This is a genomic window from Modicisalibacter coralii (assembly GCF_004117855.1).
GTDB classification, from domain to species: Bacteria; Pseudomonadota; Gammaproteobacteria; order Pseudomonadales; family Halomonadaceae; genus Modicisalibacter; species Modicisalibacter coralii.
The window spans coordinates 1-18829 of the sequence record NZ_QWBW01000011.1; the positions used below are offsets into that span (position 1 = coordinate 1).

General features: G+C 64.1%; 12 protein-coding genes. 7 read left to right on the plus strand and 5 right to left on the minus strand.

Annotated features, from left to right (window positions below; all coding sequences use genetic code 11):
- The 3 genes from D0901_RS06760 to D0901_RS06770 all read left to right on the plus strand — a co-directional run.
- Nucleotides 1-5281: tandem-95 repeat protein (locus tag D0901_RS06760; protein WP_129139544.1), on the plus strand; the 5281-nt coding region annotated here is incomplete at its 5' end.
- Nucleotides 5282-5353: 72 nt separating this feature from the next.
- Complete coding sequence (locus tag D0901_RS06765) at nt 5354-5905, plus strand: hypothetical protein (RefSeq protein WP_203234813.1); 552 nt, start codon at nt 5354-5356, stop codon at nt 5903-5905.
- A gap of 13 nt (nt 5906-5918) precedes the next feature.
- Nucleotides 5919-6287, plus strand: a complete 369-nt coding sequence (locus D0901_RS06770) for a tryptophan synthase subunit beta like protein (protein ID WP_224419743.1) — start codon at nt 5919-5921, stop codon at nt 6285-6287.
- Nucleotides 6288-6408: 121 nt separating this feature from the next.
- On the opposite strand, the gene D0901_RS06775 is transcribed toward D0901_RS06770, so the two are convergent.
- From D0901_RS06775 to D0901_RS06785, 3 genes are all read right to left on the minus strand, one after another.
- Nucleotides 6409-8319 carry a bifunctional diguanylate cyclase/phosphodiesterase gene (locus tag D0901_RS06775; RefSeq protein WP_129139545.1) on the minus strand — a complete coding sequence of 637 codons (1911 nt, stop codon included), beginning with the start codon at nt 8317-8319 and terminating at the stop codon, nt 6409-6411.
- Nucleotides 8320-8371: 52 nt separating this feature from the next.
- Nucleotides 8372-9022, minus strand: a complete 651-nt coding sequence (locus tag D0901_RS06780) for a transglutaminase-like cysteine peptidase (protein WP_224419745.1) — start codon at nt 9020-9022, stop codon at nt 8372-8374.
- Nucleotides 9023-9234: 212 nt separating this feature from the next.
- On the minus strand, nt 9235-10398 hold the full coding sequence (locus tag D0901_RS06785) for a cation diffusion facilitator family transporter (RefSeq protein WP_129139546.1): 1164 nt from the start codon (nt 10396-10398) through the stop codon (nt 9235-9237).
- A 77-nt stretch (nt 10399-10475) separates the two neighbouring features.
- On the opposite strand from D0901_RS06785, the gene D0901_RS06790 reads away from it, so the two are divergent.
- Nucleotides 10476-11954: a TrkH family potassium uptake protein gene (locus tag D0901_RS06790; protein WP_129139547.1), complete on the plus strand. Its 1479-nt coding sequence runs from the start codon at nt 10476-10478 to the stop codon at nt 11952-11954.
- Between the two features lie 136 nt (nt 11955-12090).
- Here D0901_RS06790 and D0901_RS06795 read toward each other — a convergent pair whose 3' ends face one another.
- Both D0901_RS06795 and D0901_RS06800 read right to left on the minus strand, forming a co-directional pair.
- Complete coding sequence (locus D0901_RS06795) at nt 12091-13257, minus strand: 1-acyl-sn-glycerol-3-phosphate acyltransferase (RefSeq protein WP_129139548.1); 1167 nt, start codon at nt 13255-13257, stop codon at nt 12091-12093.
- On the minus strand, nt 13254-14180 hold the full coding sequence (locus D0901_RS06800; RefSeq protein ID WP_129139549.1) for a recombination-associated protein RdgC: 927 nt from the start codon (nt 14178-14180) through the stop codon (nt 13254-13256). The genes D0901_RS06795 and D0901_RS06800 overlap by 4 nt, the downstream gene beginning before the upstream one ends.
- A gap of 180 nt (nt 14181-14360) precedes the next feature.
- Between D0901_RS06800 and D0901_RS06805 the strand changes: the two genes are divergently transcribed.
- The 3 genes from D0901_RS06805 (at nt 14361) to serC (ending at nt 18820) form a co-directional block, all read left to right on the plus strand.
- Nucleotides 14361-14795 (plus strand): acyl-CoA thioesterase, encoded by a 435-nt coding sequence (locus D0901_RS06805; RefSeq protein WP_129139550.1) that lies wholly within the window; start codon nt 14361-14363, stop codon nt 14793-14795.
- A 158-nt stretch (nt 14796-14953) separates the two neighbouring features.
- Entirely contained in the window at nt 14954-17668 is a 2715-nt protein-coding gene (gyrA, locus tag D0901_RS06810; RefSeq protein ID WP_129139551.1) for a DNA gyrase subunit A, read from the plus strand.
- Between the two features lie 69 nt (nt 17669-17737).
- The gene (serC, locus tag D0901_RS06815) at nt 17738-18820 is read left to right on the plus strand and encodes a 3-phosphoserine/phosphohydroxythreonine transaminase (protein WP_129139552.1); all 1083 of its coding nucleotides are present in this window, start codon (nt 17738-17740) and stop codon (nt 18818-18820) included.
- The last annotated feature ends 9 nt before the right edge of the window (nt 18821-18829 follow it).

An 18829-nucleotide genomic window follows, 5' to 3' on the forward strand; every position in this document is an offset into this window, starting at 1 on the left:
CCCCAACGCCGCCAACGACGCCCTGACCACCGCCGAAGACACCGCGCTGACCATCGACCCGGCGACCCTGCTGGCCAACGACAGYGACGTCGACGGCGACACCCTGACGATCACCAGCGTGAGCGGTGCCGAGCACGGCAGCGTCGTGCTCAACGCCGACGGCAGCATCACCTTCACCCCGGCCGCCGACTACAACGGCGCGGCGAGCTTCGACTACACCGTCAGYGACGGCCAGGGCGGCAGCGCCACGGCCACGGTCGGCGTGCGCGTCACCCCGGTCAACGACGACCCGAGTGCCGGCGACGACAACGCCGACCCCAACGCCGCCAACGACGCCCTGACCACCGCCGAAGACACCGCGCTGACCATCGACCCGGCGACCCTGCTGGCCAACGACAGYGACGTCGACGGCGACACCCTGACGATCACCAGCGTGAGCGGTGCCGAGCACGGCAGCGTCGTGCTCAACGCCGACGGCAGCATCACCTTCACCCCGGCCGCCGACTACAACGGCGCGGCGAGCTTCGACTACACCGTCAGCGACGGCCAGGGCGGCAGCGCCACGGCCACGGTCGGCGTGCGCGTCACCCCGGTCAACGACGACCCGGTGGCGAACGACGACAGCTATACCACTCATGGCAAGCTTGGCGGGCTTTACTCGGAGTATTTCGCCTATCAAGAGGGGGCTGACGCCGACGGCCCGAATCTGGCGAGTGTCTCGCAGGTTCAGGCCTTCATCGCCGAGAAAGGCACGCCCGATGCGACCTTCGTGGCAAGCTCGCTGTTCTACAACTACATCACTGGCAACCTCGCCAATCCCGACAATCTGAAGACGTTCCTCGGTGCCGACGCCGATTCGCTGAGCACGCAGATGCCGACGACCGGAACCGATGCCATTCTGCGGATGCAAGGGGTCGTCGAGCTGCAAGCGGGCAGTTACACGTTCAAGATCCTCTCGGACGATGGCTATCAGGTATCGATCGATGGCAAGCCGGTGGCCACGGTTGACCACAATCAGAGCCCGGCGACCAACGAGCACAGTTTTACGGTGGCCCAGGGCGGCACGCACGCCATCGAGATCGTCTACTGGGATCAAGCAGAGCGGGCGATCTTCCAGCCCGAACTGAAGTTCGGCGACGGTGATTATTCGCCACTCGGTGACTTCGTTGTGGATTCACCGCTGACTACCGCGGAAGACACTTCGATCTACCTGCGTACCGATGATCTGCTGGCCAACGATACCGATGCCGATGGCGATACGCTGACTGTCACGAGTGTCGGCAATGCCAGCCACGGCAGCGTCGTGCTCAACGCCGACGGTACCATCGTCTTCACGCCGGCCACCGACTACAACGGTCCTGCCACGTTCGAGTACACGATCAGCGATGGTCAGGGCGGCAGTGATACGGCAACGGTCACGCTGTTCGTCACCCCGGTCAACGATGCACCGGTGGCGAACCCGGATTCAGCGGGGGTCTCCGCAGCGCCGGATATCGTCTACCTCGCCACGGCACAGGGGACGCTGGAAGCCTGGAATCTGACCACAGGAGGGCAGAGCAGTGTCACGATCAAGGACGCCGCCGGCAATGAGGTCACTTATCTGGGCGATATTTCCCCCAGTGCGACGTCCGGAATGCTTTACGGTGTCGCCTTTGCCGGGACGACGCTCTACAGCATCGACGCTGAGACCGGGATGGCAACCGCCGTGGGCGCCGTGTCGGGCCTGAACGGTATCAACGCCCTCGGCTTGATGCCGGATGGCAACCTGATCGCTGCGAGTGCCAGCACAAAGGGGTTGTTCTCGATCGACCCGACGACGCTGGTGGCTACCAAGATTGCCTCGACCGGTTTCACATCGGGCGGGGACCTGCAGTATGTCGGCAACCATCTCTACGTTGCCGATTCGGACGAGCGTGTCCTCGAGGTCGCGTTGAACGATGACGGCAGTATTCGCACCGATGCCACCGGCAACGCGACCACGACTGTGGTAGCAACCATGAATGCGCCGGTGTATGGATTGGCGGAAAATGCCCAGGGCGAATTGCTGATCATCACCACCGACAACCTCGCCACGCCGATGAACGTCGACACTCAGACGCTCGGAACGCCGACCACGCTCGCGGTACCCAGTGGCGAAACGATTTACGGTAGCGCCAGTATCGTCGATCCCGGCTCGACGTTGGCCAGCGGTAACCTTCTCACCAACGACAGTGATCCCGAAGGTGATCCACTGACGGTGACCAGCGTCGCCAATACGCAAGCTGGCACTCAATCCAGCGTTGCCAGTGGTGCGAGCGCGACCCTTCAAGGAGTCTACGGCACGCTGACGCTCGAGGCGGATGGTAGCTACCACTATGTACTGGACGCCAATCGTGCGGCTACCCGAGCGTTGTCCGAGGACGAGCAGGGAAGCGATCAGTTCACCTACACCATCAGTGATGGCCAGGATGGTACGGCCAGCTCGACCCTGACGGTGACGGTCACCGGTATCAATGATGCGCCTTCCGCCCAACCGGCGGGTGTTACGGGGCAGGAAGATACCGCGATCACCCTGGCCTGGAGTGATCTTGGGGTCACCGATGTCGACTCGTCCGATGCGGCCCTGGGTATCGTCGTCACTGGCCTGCCGGATTCCGGCCAGTTGCAGCATCAGAATGCCGACGGACAATGGGTCGCGGTATCCGTCGACGACGCCTTTACCAAGGCCGATGTCGATGCGGGGTTACTGCGCTTCATGCCGGCGTCCAACGAGTCTGGCTTCGATGGCTACGGGGGTAACGGGTTCGGCGACCAGCAGGCCGACTATGCGCACCTGTCATTCAGGCCGACCGATGCGAGCGGCATGGGTGACGAGTCGACTCTGACGATCGATGTCACGCCTGTCGCGGATGCCCCCGAGGTCAGTATCTCGGTCGGCGACCTGGTGTCCTCCGAGCGCGGTACCAGGCTGACCGTCGAGGATTCCTCGGTCACCATCACCGTCGATGCAGGTACTATCTCTGCCCAGGGGCTCAGTGGTCGTGTCTTCGAACCGCCTTTCTCAAACGGCAATCTCAACCCGGGCAGTGCGGGCAATTCTCAGAACGCGGATGTCATCGTCCTTTCCGGTGATTTCAACAAGCTCGTCAACGGCAACCAGCCTGTCAATTCGATCGACGGTCAGGACAAGGATTACCTCTATCTGAGCAAGTCGTATGCCAGCTACGGCGTCGCATTGGGGGAGCTGCACCAGAACTCGGGTTATGACGGCCGCATCACCGATCTCGACACCGGAGTGACGATCACGCTCAACAATATCCGTGGATTGATCTTCGGCGATGGCGTCACCATGATGCCGCCCGAGGTGTCGACGACCATTACGCCCACCGGTCACGACATCGTGGCTCTCGATCTGTCTGCCGCACTGGTGGACGTGGACGGCAGCGAGGTACTGACGGGAATCACGCTGTCGGGTATTCCCGAGGGGGTGAAGATTCTCGGTGATGGCGTCACTGCACTGGATAATGGTGACTGGTATGTCGAGAACAGCCAGGGCACGTCACTGGACGATCTCGACCTTACCATGAAGATTCCGCTCGATAGCGGTAGCTTCGATATACAGGCGTCCGTCGAGTCCCGTGAAATCGTCGACGGGGCCATCGTCGACTCGGCATCGGCTGTCGATAGCGCCAGTGTCGAACAGTACGCCGTGACCATGGGTACCCCGGTGGACGACACCATCGAAGGGACCAACGCCAGCGATATCATCGTCGGTGACGCCACCGGCCTGCAGTTGGTACCGGGTGCGAACTACAATGTGGCCTTCATCGTCGATACATCAGGCAGTGTGTCGCAGTCAGACGTGAATTCTGCAAAGAATTCATTGACCCACATGTTCGACTCGCTCAGTCATATCGTCAGTAAGGAAGGTGCTGGTAACGTCAATGTCTTCCTGCTGGATTTCGACAGGCAGGCTGGCAGGAATGTCAGTGTCGACCTGTCCGATCCTGATGCCCTGGTCCGGCTGAAATCCGTGCTCGACTCCATGCAAAGTGGTGGTGGCACAAACTACGAGGATGCCTTCAAGACAACGGCCAACTGGTTCTACAGTGACCTCGTGACGTCCAACCCCGGGACGAATCTGACCTACTTCATCACCGATGGCTTGCCGACGTACCACCAGAGCGATGAAGCCAAGAGCGCCGTCGTGGGCACTTATGGCGGGCAAACCTGGACCTTCGACGCCGAGGACTACCAACCCGGCCAGAACCATTACATGAACATTGCCGGCGAAGACCGGCTCGTGGTGGACAGTTCGGGTAATGTGCATCAATGGGGTTATCACAGCGGCGGTTGCAGTAGCGGCTGGTATGACGAGGTCATCGGCCAGGTCCAGGACGATGGTCGGGGTGGTCATGAAATATCGCTTCTGGACGGGGATGGGCAGAGTACTCCCAGCTCGCTCGTGAATGATTCACTCGAGGCGTTTGCGCTGCTCGAGGACGTCAGTACGGTTGACTCGATCGGCCTGGGTGATTCTCTGCAGGAATCGCAATTGAGCCGTTTCGATAGTGACGGCACGGTGCAGACGAGTATCTCTCCCGAGAGCCTAGCCGATGCCATTCTCGGCAAGAACGTGGAGCTCCCTGCCGGTGACGATGTCGTCGATGGCGGTGGCGGCAACGACATCATCTTTGGTGACAAATTGGACTTCGACGGGGTCGAGGGTAACGGCCTGACGGCTCTCAAGTCGTATGTCGCGGGCAGGCTGGGCGTCGAGGACCCCGATTCGCTGTCCACCGAAGCATTGAAGGGGTTCATCGTGAACCATCACGCCGAATTCAATCAGCTCGATCCGTCGGGCGGTGACGACATCCTGCGTGGTGGAGCCGGTGACGACATCCTTTACGGCCAAGGTGGCGATGATCTGCTGCAGGGTGGCTCGGGAGATGACATCCTCTACGGTGGCATGGGCGCGGACACGTTCAAGTGGTCACTGGGCGACCAGGGGGCGTCGGGTAGCGCTGCTCAGGATACCGTCATGTCATTCAATACGGCCGAAGGTGACACGCTGGATCTGTCGGAGCTGCTGCAGGACAGGTCGGACTCTCTGGATGCTTACCTGCGTGCCAGCGACGACGGCGAAGGCGGTACCGTGCTGCATGTCAGTACATCGGGAAGCTTTGGTGATGGCAGTTCCCTGGATGTTGCCGACCAGACGATTCACATGCAGGGCATGAACTACAGTAGCGATATCGTCCAACAGATGCTGGACAGTGGCCAGTTGATGCTGGACCAGTGATGGCCGTTCGCTGAGCGAGTCCTGCCCCCTTCCCGGCTTGGCCGGGAAGGGGGTGAACCGGTAGGGGGAAGCATGTATTTTGATGACGGCGTGTTGGAAACATGGCTGAAAGGGGATCGAGATGCCGTCGAGTTCATCGGCATCATCAGCGATATCGCGCATGTCTGGGATGACCTGATCGATCGCGACCATCCTGTCGATGACGAGACCATCGACCGTGTCTTTTCGAACATGTTGATCGATCTGCCTCGCAATGCGTTCTATGTGAAACATTTCGATCGCTTGCATGCCATCCTCACCACGGCGATAGCGAACTGGCAAGCGGCGAACAAGATGGAGCGTGAGGGGGACGATTATGAACGAAGCATTGCGTTCATTCTGCGCTCCTCTTATGTGGATCTCGTGACCCAGTCTGCGTATCTGCTTGGCGGCGCGGCATGGGCCCGCCAGGTGGCCGAAGAGATACGCCTGATGACGCACCGTGAAACCTATGGCGGCTATCTCGAGGCACTCGACAGGGAACGTGCGCGGCGCGAGAAAGGCGGGGCTGCCAGGTCTGCTCTACCTGAAGGGGCGGTTCTGGTTGCCCCGCGCGAGAAGAAGCACCCGGTGAAGCCATCGTGAACGCGTCTGTAAGGTGGCATTGCATGCCGCCAGGGAGGCTGCTGTGTTTTATGTAAAACGAGATGCGTCAGGCACGCCCGTCATGGTGGCGCGTGAACCTGGTGAAGATTGTCATGAAGCCCTGGAAGCCAATGATCCTGAAATCCTGGCCTTTTTCGAACGAGAGGGCCTGATGGGGCAGCATCGCAAGCTTCGCGATACCGATCTGGCATTCGTGCGCGTCCTGGAAGACGTCATCGAGTTATTGATTGCCAAGGGCGTCATAAGCTTTACGGAACTGCCCGAGGCCGCCCGTGAAAAGCTCCTCAAGCGCCAAACACTTCGCCGGCAGGTCAATAGTGTCGAGTTGCTCGGCGATGAAGACGATGAGTGGTTGATCTGACTTCGACCCCGGCCCCGGCGCGAAGCCTATGCCGGGGCGCCTTGCTCGCTGCCTGTCGGGCTGACATTCGCCGATAGGGTTCCGCCCCCCTTTGTGTCGGCCTGGCGGGTGAGGGGCGCGCTCAATCCTGCCGGTCGGTGACCCCTGGCCCCGTAACCCCATCGAAACCGAGATCGAAGAGCGTCTCCTGCTCGGCGCGATTGCCGACCCCCTCGGCAATGACCAACACGCCAATGGAATGACTCAGCGTGGCGATGCCGCGCAGGAAGGGGTGGGTCTGATCGTCCTTGTCGATATGCCTGACCAAGGACGAATCGACCTTGAGATAGGCCAGTCCCAGGTCATGGAGAGACTCGAGTTTGGCGAACTCCGGGCCGACATGCTCGATACCCAGCCGGCAACCGAAGGGACGGATCTCTTGCGACAGGGCGCGGAAGGCGGCCATGTGCCGGACCGCTGCCGACTCGGGAACTTCGATCCAGAGGCGGCTTGCCGACTGCGGGTGTGCTTGCAGTCGCTGACGCAGTGCCGCGACGAACCCGGTGTCACGGATGGATTCGCTGGACAGATTGATGCCCAGCGGAATGGCGTCGGTCGCGATGGTGTGCAAGGCGGTGTCGACCACGGCCAGGTCGATAGCCTGGTTCAAGCCGGCGCGTGATGCCCAGGGCAGGAATAGGCCGGCCGGTTGCCAGTCGCCGCCGAGCATGAGGCGTGCCGGACACTCATGGTGGAGCAATCGTCTATGGTCATCCAGTACCGGATAGCGGGCCAGTTGGACACCGTGGGTCGTCAGGGCTTCGTCGAGAGCCCGGCGCCAGTCGTCATGGGTATGGTAAGGCAATTGGCCGGCGTCGGTCGTGGCGATCTCGATGGCCATGTCGCCCCGGGCCTCGGCCTTGGCGAGTGCGCCATCCAGCGCGCTGAGTAATTCACCGCGGGTATTGTCGCGGGTATAGGCGACCAGCGAGACGGGCAGTTCGACATCACCGTGTTCGGTGATGGATTGCTCGTGCAGCCGGTGCGCTATGGCCGCCCTCAACTGAACCGAGTCATCGCATCCCGGCAGGATCATGCCGAAATCGGTGCCGTTGAGTCGACCGACGAGGCCATCGTCGTAGTCGTCGGCCAGGCGGCGGAGCCTGTCCGCTACCTCGACCAACAACTGATTGGTGGCCAGGTATCCCAGGCGATCGTTGAGAGCAGCCAGGTTGGCGATACGAACCATGACCAGATGACCCGCCGAACGCTGACTGTCGCTGGTCAGCATGGCATCGAGCCGGTGGATGAGGGTGTCGCGCTTTGCCACACCGGTCACCTCGTCGTGTTGCAAGCGTCGCCGTAGCTTGTCCAGCTTATGCGTTTCCTCGGCGAGCATGCGACTGACCACCGTGGATAACTGGTTCATGGCCTGAACGACATCGCGCAGTTCCCGGGTGCGTGGCACGCTGCTGATGGTGAAACGCCGCTCGCCGATGTTGCGGGCCTGGGTGACCACGGTCTGCAGGGGGCGACGAATGGTCCGCACGATCCACCAGGCCAGCACGGCACTGACCAGGGCGGCGACGGCAAACCACGCCATGAGATCCAGGACATTACGCCATAGCGCGCTATAGGCATAACCGACATGGGTTTCCAGGGTTATGGTGGCAAATTGTTTCCAGCCGTCCTGAACGACCGCTGTTCCCGGCGGAACATCGAAATCGACGAGATCGACGAACCACGCCGGGGCGTCGGTGGTGACGGCATCGCTGACTCGCTGCTCGAGTTTCTCACCCTCCGGTGAGGTCAGCTCGATGCGTCGATAGTGGCCGGTATCGAATTGGGCCGACACCAGCAGTTCGACCGTGACGGGGTCCTTGTCGAGTTGGCTGAGAGAGAGTGCCAGGGCATGAGCGTTGTCGGCATTCTTGATGCGCAGTTCCTGCTCAATGTATTGCTTGCTGGTCAGCGTGCCGATGAAAAGGCTGCCGCCGAGGGTGAGCAGGAGTAATACCAGGATGGTCAGCCATAATTGCTTGATCAAGGACATTGAAGCGTGCTCCTGCCGGGCCCGGGAATGTGAGTGCCGCGACACCTGATGCTCATAGGAAACCCTGTGCCGCCATGCGTTGCAGAACGCGTCGCCAGCGGGACAGGCGCTGTGTCGGGTCGGCCAGCGAGCGCGTGGCCCCACCGGCCCACAGGCCGTCGCTGTTGAAACTGAACACGGGGGTCAGATCATCGCGCTGGCTGGCGGGCAGGATGGTGGGAAGCAGATTGTCGAGTACCACGGGCTCGTCCTCGGGAGACTCATAATAACCCAGGACCATGTGTGCCTGGGAGCGGCCACCGAGGCCGATGCGCGCACGGACATAGATCATACGCAACCGTTCTCCGGGTATGCCGAGCTTCTTGAGTGTCTCGTACTTGGCGATGGCGTAGTCCTCGCAGTCCCCCGCGCCGCGCCCGAGTGTTTCGAGGGGGGTCGCCCAGTAGTCCTTTTCCTTCCACACGTCGATGTCGTCCAGCCAACGTACATGCCGGTTGAAAAAGTCGTTGACGTCTCTCAGCTTCCGGGAGGTCGGCTGCCCGTCGAGCGTATCGAGCAATTGCAGCCAGGCGTCCAGAACGCGCGTGCCATCCTGGCCATATTCGCCGGTCATGAACGTTCGCATTCGCGAGACATCCATGGCCGCACTGGCCAGACTCAAGACGCCGCCGGTCGAGAGCAGCACGATCATGAAGAACAGCAACGCGCGCCACCGTAATGCGGCGGAAGCAGGCTCTCGTTGGCGTCTGGCTCTAGGCAAGTCAAGAATCCGAGGTGGTGCGCGATTTTGCTCACCCAGCAGAATAAGCGATTAACGCCAGGTGCGAAGCCAGCATATGCGGTATTAACGCCGGCCATTTCCTGGCAGTGGCCTTGGATGAGTCTGTCGCGCAGCGGATGTGAGCGCCACGCGTTTCACGCCCGCCCCGGGCCCTCCCAGACGCGCAGGCGCCCCAGCCAGGGCAGTTCCCGGCCGGCTTCGCGCAGCCGGCTGGCCTGGCTGTCGAGATTGCCGGGCGTGGTGCGTTCGGCGACGTAGAGCGAGATGTCGATGCGGTTGCCGATGTAGTGAAGATCCAGCGCGACACGGCGTTGCCAGCAGTCGAGGCTGCCCCAGGCGTCGTCCAGGGCCTGCTCGACGTCCTCGCGCAGGGGCAGGGCGGCGTCGCGGGCCGGCACCTCGTCGTGGGAGTCGTCCTCGGGGTCGATGTGAAAGGTGATGTCGGCGAGCTCCGGATAGGCGTCGTAGAGGTCGCGGCAGACCTCGTTGCCGATCTCGTGGGCTTCGGAAACGGTGAGGCGCGGTGCCACCACCAGATGCAGGTCGAGCAGCACCCGCTCGGCGACCTTGCGGGTGCGCAACTGATGCAGGTCGTGCACGCCGGGCACGGCCAGGGCCAGTTCGCGCATGCGGCGCTGGTCGTCTTCGGGCAGTGCGGTGTCGATGAGTTCCTTGCCGGCATCCCAGAGCAGTGCGGCACCGATCTTGCCGACCAGCAGGCCCACCACTACCGCCGCCGCGGCGTCCATCCAGCCCAGCCCCAACTGAGTGCCGATCAGCCCGGCCAGGACCGCCACCGTCGACAGGGCGTCGCTGCGGTGATGCCAGGCGTTGGCCTCGAGCAGGGGCGACTTGATGCGCCGCGCGGTGGTCAGCGTATAGCGGAACAGCCACTCCTTTGCGAGTAGCGCGATCACCGCCAGGCCGATCGCCACCGGCCCGGCCGGCGGGATGGGAGCCCCGGCGATCAGCCGGCTGAGGCTGGCCCAGGCGATGCCGCCGGCGACGAACAGCAGCACGCTGCCGAGCAGCAGGGTGCCCAGCGTCTCGATGCGGCCATGGCCGTAGGGGTGGTTGTAGTCGGGTTCCTGGCGCCCGAAATGGGTGGCGACGATCACGAAGGCGTCGGTGACCAGGTCCGAGAAGGAGTGAATACCGTCGGAAACCAGCGCCGCCGAGCCGACCAGCAGGCCGACCACGATCTTGGCGATGCCCAGCAGGGTGTTCAGCACACCCCCGATGAGGGTGATGCGGTGGGCGGCGCGGAGGCCGTCGGGCTGGGGCGATGTCGAATTCATGCGCGGTGGTCCGGGAAGGCGAAAAATTTCTGCGTTATAGTTGCCGCCCAAACACAGGGAATCAAGGGATCGACCGAATGGCTTCACTCGCGATGCCGCGGATGGCGCTTGCGCCGTGGGCACCGGTGGTCAGGGTACTGGCGGTGTTGTGGCTGGTGCTGGCCGCCTTCATGGTGATGCCCTGGCTGGTGCTGATCACCGAGGGCGACCCCGATGCGCGGGCCTTTGCGGTATCGCTGGCGATCATTCTGGCCACGGTGGCCATGGCGCTGCTGCTGACCCGGCGGGTGCCGATCGAGCTCAAGCCGCGCCAGATGTTCGTGCTGACCACACTGAGCTGGGTCACGGTGAGCGGTTTCGCCAGCCTGCCGCTGGTACTGGGCGCGCCGCAGCTGTCGTTCGCCGATGCGGTCTTCGAGTCGATCTCGGCGATCACCACCACCGGCTCGACGGTACTCGTGGGGATCGAGCGGCTGTCCGATGGTCTCAAGCTGTGGCGGGGCATGATGCAGTGGCTGGGCGGCATCGGCATCATCGTCATGGCGATCGCGATACTGCCGTTTCTCAAGGTCGGTGGCATGCGGTTGTTCCATACCGAGTCCTCCGACTGGTCCGACAAGGTGATGCCGCGCACCGGCGGTATCGCCAAGGCGACCATGAGCGTCTACCTGGGGCTGACCGGCGCGGCGGTGCTCTGTTACTGGCTGGCGGGGATGCTGCCACTGGATGCGGTGGTGCTGGCGATGACCTCGCTGTCGACCGGGGGCTTCGCCAATTCCGACGCCTCGTTCGGCGCCTATGCCCAGCAGCCGGTGCTGCTGTGGCTGGGCACGCTGTTCATGCTCAGCGGCGCGCTGCCGTTCGTGCTCTACATTCGCGCGGCGCGCGGCTCGCCCGGGGTGCTGTGGAACGACCAGCAGGTGCGCGGCATGCTGCTGCTGTTGGTGCTGGCCATCGTGGCGCTGACCCTCTACCGGGTGCTGCAGGGCACGCCGGCCTTCGAGGCGCTGACCCAGGTGAGCTTCAACGTCGTTTCGGTGGTCACCACCACTGGTTACGCCTCGGACGACTACACCCAGTGGGGCGCGTTTCCGATCGTCGCCTTCTTCTATCTGACCTTCGTCGGCGGCTGCAGCGGTTCGACCAGCGGTGGGATGAAGATCTTCCGCTTCCAGATCGCCCTGCTGACCCTGCGCAACCAGCTGCGCTTCCTGATCCACAGCAACGGGGTGTTCGCCCAGCGTTACAACGGCAGCATCCTCAACGAGGAGATCGGCCGTGGCGTGGTGGCGTTCTCGTTCTTCTTCTTCCTCACCGTGGCCGGCATCGCGCTGGGGCTGTCGATGCTGGGGCTCGATCTGGTGACGGCGCTGTCCGGGGCGGCGACCGCGGTGGCCAACGTCGGCCCCGGACTCGGCGACATCATCGGTCCGGCCGGCAACTTCGCCACGCTGCCCGACGCCGCCAAGTGGCTGTTGTGCGTGGGCATGCTGATGGGGCGGCTGGAGATTCTGACGGTGTTGGTGCTGCTGACGCCGATGTTCTGGAGGAAATAGCCGGAACTGGCTGCGCTCGGTCATGCGTCGTTAAAAATCAGCTCGGATTGCTCATTTAACACCCAGTAAACTCCGCATCCTCGCTGATTTTTGCCTCGCCTGACCGTCGCTCGCCAAGTTCTCTAGCGGTTAGCCTTCAGTCGTTGCTGTTGGCTCGTCCGGCGCGGTTGAGCACCGGGTTGGCGTATTGGGCGAGCCACCAGTCGCGCAGTTCGTCGGGTACGCCGGCCAGGCGTTCGTCGAAGCGCCGACGGTCGGCGTCGGTCACCTCGGAGAGATCGACCAGGTCGGGTGCCAGGCCGCTGGCTTCCAGGGCCATCTGGTGGCTGGGGAATAGTCGGTAGCCACTGAGCACCTGGCGGTCGATCTCGGCGGCCACCGCATCCGGGCTGGCGAACTCGCTCTCCAGCGGGGTGCCGAAGGTCAGCTTGATGCGCCCCTTGTAGCCGGTGATGCCGGCGACGATCGAACGGATGTCCTCGAACTCGACCTTCTCGTAGCGGCCCGCGGTATGGACGGCGTGCAGCTCGCGCGCCTTCTGCAGGTCGCAGGGGTCGTACTCGTAGCTGATCGACACCGGCACCAGGCGCAGTTCGCGGATGGCCTCGGCGAAATCGGCGTTCTTGTCCTCCTGGCGGCGCGCCATGGTCAGCATCTTGATGATCGCCGCATCGGAGCGGTCGATGCCGTTCTTGGCGCGCCCCTCGCGTTGGGCCAGCCAGACCGGCTGGTTGTCGACGCTGATCGAGTGGCGGATGTAGTTGGAGAGTGTCTGGTAGGCGGCCAGCATGGCGCGCTTGCCGCGGGCCGAGCGGGGTACGATGAAGCTCTTGTTGAGACGCATCAGGTCGGTGACGAAGGGCTTCTGGAGCAGGTTGTCGCCGATGGCGATGCGCACCGTGCTGCGCCCGGCCTGATAGAGCGCGTAATTGACGAAGGCCGGGTCGAGGGCGATGTCGCGATGGTTGCCGATGAACAGGTAGGCGCGCTGCGGGTCCAGCGCCTCGAGCCCGGCGACCTCGAAGGCATCGGTGGTGTTGGCGAGCATGCGCCGCATGTAATGGGCGATGTGATCCTGGAAATCGCCCACGCTGGCGATGCCGCGCATCTGCCGCTGCAGGCCGAAGCCGGCCAGACGCCGGGCCAGCCAGGGCGCATGGCGTGACAGGCGGGGCAGGCGGTAGCGGGTGATGGCGTCGAGGAACTCGCGGTCGTGGGCGAGCCGGTCGAGCACGCCGGGCACCTCATCGTCGTGATAGGGCCGGATCTTGTCGAAGGTATCGGGGGTGAGCTGTCGTGTCATGGTGTCGTCGCGGCGGGAGCGGCCTCGCCGCCCAGCCAGTCGATGAGTTGTTCGGTGGTGCGGGTCAGCACCTGGGCCATCAGCAGGAAGTCGGTTTCCAGACGCAGCACGGGGTCGTCGTCGGTCTCGGTATCGGCGGCCTCGTCGAGCACCGCGTCGGCGAAGCGCAGCGACTTGAGCGCGAGATCGTCGTGGAGCACCAGCGAGAGCGACTCGTCGACGGTCAGCGCCAGGCGCGTGACCTGACGGCCAGCCTCGAGGGCGGTCTGGATCTCCTCGCCGTCGAGGTCGACCTGGCGGCCCCGCAGCACGCTTTCGTCACCGGTCGCCTTGAGTTCGACCTGATCGCCGAGCTCCAGCCCCGCGGGGCGTTCGTCGGGCTGCTTGAGCCAGTCGGTCATGGCGCGCACCGGTGTTGTCCGGGTGGCGAGCGGCGTGACCTTGAGCGAGCCGAGCGTCTGGCGCAGCAGGTCGAGGATGTCCTCGGCGCGGGCGCGGCTGGAGGCGTTGACGCCGATCAGCGCGTTGCGCGTGTCCCACCAGAGGTCGACGCGCTGGGTGCGCACGAAGGCGCGCGGCAGGAACTCCTCGTAGATCTGCTCCTTGAGGGCCTGTTTTTCCTGACGACGCAGCGGGCGGCCTTCCTGACCCTCGCGGTCGGCGACGCGCGTTTCGAGTTCCTCGCGGACCACGGACGCCGGCAGCAGGCGTTCCTGGCGCAGTGCGGCGAGCAGGCGGTGCCCCTGGAGTTCGTGCACGTGCTGCTGGCCGTTGCGGCCGGCCGGCGTGCTCCAGCCCAGGCGTTTGGCTTCACTGCCGCCCAGCGGCCGGAAACCGTTCTCGTCGAGCGCCGACTCCAGCTCGTCGCGGGTCAGCGAAGGGGCGTCGTGCAGGCGATATAAATGCAAGTGCTTGAACCACATGGCGTCGTCCCCAGGCAAAGGACGCACATTATGGCGAATTGGTCCCTTCCCTACCAGTCGTCATGCGCCGACCTACCACGGAAGTCGAGGGTGGCCGGGGTTTGAAACCAACGTTTGTTACGGGGCGGGGCGCTGGCTAGAATCGTGACATTTACTGACCCGGCAAAGGATCGTCTCGTCATGGACCAACGCATTGCCCGCTCGACCCTTCGTGTGCGCGGCTTTCATCTCGACGGTTATCAGCACGTCAACAACGCCCGTTACCTGGAGTTCCTGGAGGAGGGGCGCTGGGCCTACTTCGAGAAGCAGTTCGATCTGGCCAAGTTGTTCAACGAGGGCCTGGCGGCGGTGGCGGTCAACCTCAACATCAATTACCGGCGGGCGGCGGTGATGCACGACGAACTCGAGATCCTCACCTCGCTGTCGTCGCTCAACCACCGCAGCGCGGTGATTCATCAGGTCATCAACCGGATCGCCGATGGCAAGCGCATCGCCGATGCCGACTTCACCTTCGTGCTGCTCGATACCCGCAGCGGGCGTGCCATGGCGATCGACGGCGAGTTGCGCGAGACCCTGCAGCGCCACGTGCTCGACGCCCCCGCCGGCACCGAGTGAGTCGCCCCGGCGCTGCCTAAATCGCCGTCACGATGGTATAATCTCGCGATTCCCGGGCTACCGCGAATCCCTTCGTCGGGCGCACCCGGCGTGCGGATGTCGTTCGCCGGCTGCAACGCCGGGGCTTACCAGTCGCAGTGCAAAGGATTTGACCACACATGGGTGACATCGCCAGAGAGATTCTGCCAGTCAATATCGAGGACGAGCTCAAGCAGTCGTATCTCGATTACGCGATGAGCGTGATCATCGGCCGAGCGCTGCCGGACGTGCGTGACGGGCTCAAGCCCGTGCACCGCCGGGTGCTCTATGCGATGCACGAGTTGAGCAACGACTGGAACAAGCCCTACAAGAAGTCCGCGCGTGTCGTCGGCGATGTGATCGGTAAGTACCACCCGCATGGCGACAGTGCGGTCTACGACACCATCGTGCGCATGGCGCAGGACTTCTCGATGCGCTACGTGCTGGTCGACGGTCAGGGCAACTTCGGCTCGATCGACGGCGACAGCGCGGCGGCGATGCGTTACACCGAGGTGCGCATGGCGCGCCTGGCCCACGAGCTGCTCGCCGACCTGGAGAAGGACACCGTCGACTGGGTCGACAACTACGACGGCACCGAGCGCATTCCCGACGTGCTGCCGACCAAGGTGCCCAACCTGCTGGTCAACGGCGGCTCGGGCATCGCGGTGGGCATGGCCACCAATATCCCGCCGCACAACATGGCCGAGGTGATCGACGGCTGCCTGGCCTTGATCGACGACTACACCCTGAGCGTCGACGACCTGATGGAGTACATCCCGGGCCCGGACTTCCCGACCTCGGGCATCATCAACGGCAAGGCGGGCATCCTCGACGCCTACCGCACCGGCCGCGGACGCATCTACGTGCGCGCCCGCCACTCCATCGAGCACGACGACAAGTCCGGTCGCGACCACATCGTCATCACCGAGCTGCCGTACCAGGTCAACAAGGCGCGGCTGATCGAGAAGATCGCCGAGCTGGTCAAGGACAAGCGCGTCGAGGGCATCGCCGAGCTGCGCGACGAGTCCGACAAGGAAGGCCTGCGCGTGGTGATCGAGGTCAAGCGCGGCGAGGCCGGCGAGGTGGTGGTCAACAACCTGTTTGCCCACACCCAGCTCGAGACGGTGTTCGGCATCAACATGGTGGCGCTGGACAACGGCCAGCCCAAGACGCTCAACCTCAAGGAGATGCTCGAGGCGTTCGTCCGCCACCGCCGCGAGGTGGTCACCCGGCGTACCCTCTACGAGCTCAAGAAGGCCCGCGAGCGCGGCCACATCCTCGAAGGCCTGACGGTGGCGATCTCCAACATCGACGAGGTGATCGAGCTGATCAAGGCCTCGCCGAACGCCGCGGAAGCCAAGGACAAGCTGCTCGAGCGTGCCTGGCAGCCGGGTCAGGTGACCGGCATGCTCGAACGCGCCGGCGCGGACTCCTGCAAGCCCGAGGATCTCGAGGCGGGCTTCGGGCTGTCCGACGACCGCGCGCAATACCGTCTCTCGCCGGCCCAGGCCCAGGCGATCCTCGAACTGCGCCTGCATCGCCTGACCGGTCTCGAGACCGAGAAGCTGCTCGACGAGTACCTGGGCATTCTCGAGAAGATCGCCGAACTCAGCGAGATCCTCGCCTCGGCCGACCGCCTGCTCGAGGTGATCCGCGAGGAGCTCATCGCGGTGCGCGAGCAGTATGGCGACAAGCGCAAGACCGAGATCCAGATCAGCCGCCTCGACCTGACCATCGAGGACCTGATCAACGAAGAGGACATGGTGGTCACCATCTCCCGCTCTGGCTATGCCAAGACCCAGCCGATCAGCGACTACCAGGCCCAGCGTCGCGGCGGTCGCGGCAAGTCGGCGACCAGCATGAAGGACGAGGACGTCATCGAGCATCTGCTGGTGGCTTCGACCCACGACACCGTGCTGCTGTTCTCCAACAAGGGCAAGGTCTACTGGCTCAAGGTCTACGAGATCCCGGCGGCCAGTCGCGGCTCGCGCGGCAAGCCGCTGGTCAACCTGCTGCCGCTCGACGAGGACGAGTCGATCAACGCCATGCTGCCGGTGCGCGACTACGACCCCGACAGCTACATCTTCTTCGCCACCGCCAACGGCACCGTCAAGCGAACCTCGCTGGATCAGTTCTCGCGGCCGCGCAGCGTGGGCCTGATCGCCATCGATCTCGACGAGGGCGATCGCCTGGTGGGCGCGGCGGTCACTACCGGCAACGACCACGTGATGCTGCTGTCCTCCAACGGCAAGGCGATCCGCTTCGAGGAGACCAACGTGCGCGCCATGGGACGTACCGCCCGCGGCGTGCGCGGCATGCGCCTGACCGAGGGCGCCGAGGTGATCAGCCTGATCATCCCGCGCTCGACGCTGATCGACAGCGAAGGTGACGGCGAGGGCGATGCGGCGTCGAACGTTGCCGCTGCCGACGAGGCGGCGAACCAGGAACAGATCTACATCCTCACCGCCTCGGAAAACGGTTACGGCAAGCGCACCCGGCTCGAGGCGTTTCCGCTGCGCGGACGTGGCGGGCAGGGCGTCATCGCCATGCAGACCAGCAGCCGCAACGGCGCGATGGTCGCGGCGATCCAGGTCCACGGCTGCGACGAGATGATGCTGATCACCGATCGCGGCACCCTGGTGCGCACCCGCGTCGAAGAAGTCTCGGTGACCTCGCGCAACACCCAGGGGGTGATGCTGATCCGCCTGGGCGAGGCCGAGACGCTGGTCAAGACGGTGCGGGTCGACGAGCCCAGCGACGACGGCGACGACGAGGTGGCAGAGACCACCGGCGAAGACGATGCCAATGGCGCCGATGCACAGACGCCGACCGGGGCGCCGGACGACGCCGAGTGATCGCCTGACCGATTGCGACCGCCGCCTCTGCGGCGGTCGTTCTTCAAGAACCAGTGAGACCCAACGCTGATGACACGTCACCATAACTTCTGCGCCGGACCGGCGGCGCTGCCGACCCCGGTGCTCGAGCGGGCCCGGGAGGAAATGCTCGACTATCGGGGCCATGGCCTGTCGGTCATGGAGATGAGCCACCGCAGTCCGACCTTCGAGGCCATCGCCGCCCGTGCCGAGCGCGATCTGCGCGACCTGCTGGCGATTCCCGACGACTACAGCGTGCTGTTCATGCAGGGCGGAGCCTCGCTGCAGTTCGCCTGCGTGCCGCTCAACCTGCTGGGGCCGGGCGGCACGCCCAACTACCTGGACACCGGCATCTGGTCGACCAAGGCGATCAAGGAGGCCGAGCACCTGGCCGGCGCGCACCTCGCCGCCAGCTCGCGGGATGCCGGCTATGCGCGGGTGCCGGGGCGCGAGGCCGTGCAGCTCTCCGCCGATGCCGCCTATCTGCACTATTGCCACAACGAGACCATCGGCGGCCTGGCCTACGATTACGTGCCCGAGGTCGAGGTGCCGCTGGTCTGCGACATGTCCTCGTCGATCCTCTCCGGCCCGCTCGACGTGTCGCGTTACGGGGTGATCTACGCCGGGGCCCAGAAGAACATCGGTCCGGCCGGGATCACCGTGGTGATCGTGCGCAACGACCTGCTCGACCGCGCGCTGGCCACGGCGCCGACGCTGCTCACCTACAAGGCCTTCGCCGATCACGGCTCGATGCTCAACACGCCGCCGACCTACGCCTGGTACCTGGCGGGCCTGGTGTTCGACTGGCTGAAGAACGACATCGGCGGCCTGGACGCCATGGCGGCGATCAACCGGCGCAAGGCGGCGACGCTGTACGACGCCATCGACGCCAGCGACTTCTATGCCAACCCGATCGCGCCGGCCAATCGCTCGCGCATGAACGTGCCGTTCACGCTGGCCGACGATGCGCTCAATGGCGTCTTCCTCGACGAGGCCGAGGCGGCGGGGCTGCTCAACCTCAAGGGCCACCGCAGTGTCGGTGGCATGCGGGCGAGCCTCTACAATGCGGTGACCCAGCAGGCGGTGGACGCCCTGGTGGACTTCATGGGCGATTTCGAGAAACGCCACGGTTGAGCGGAGCCA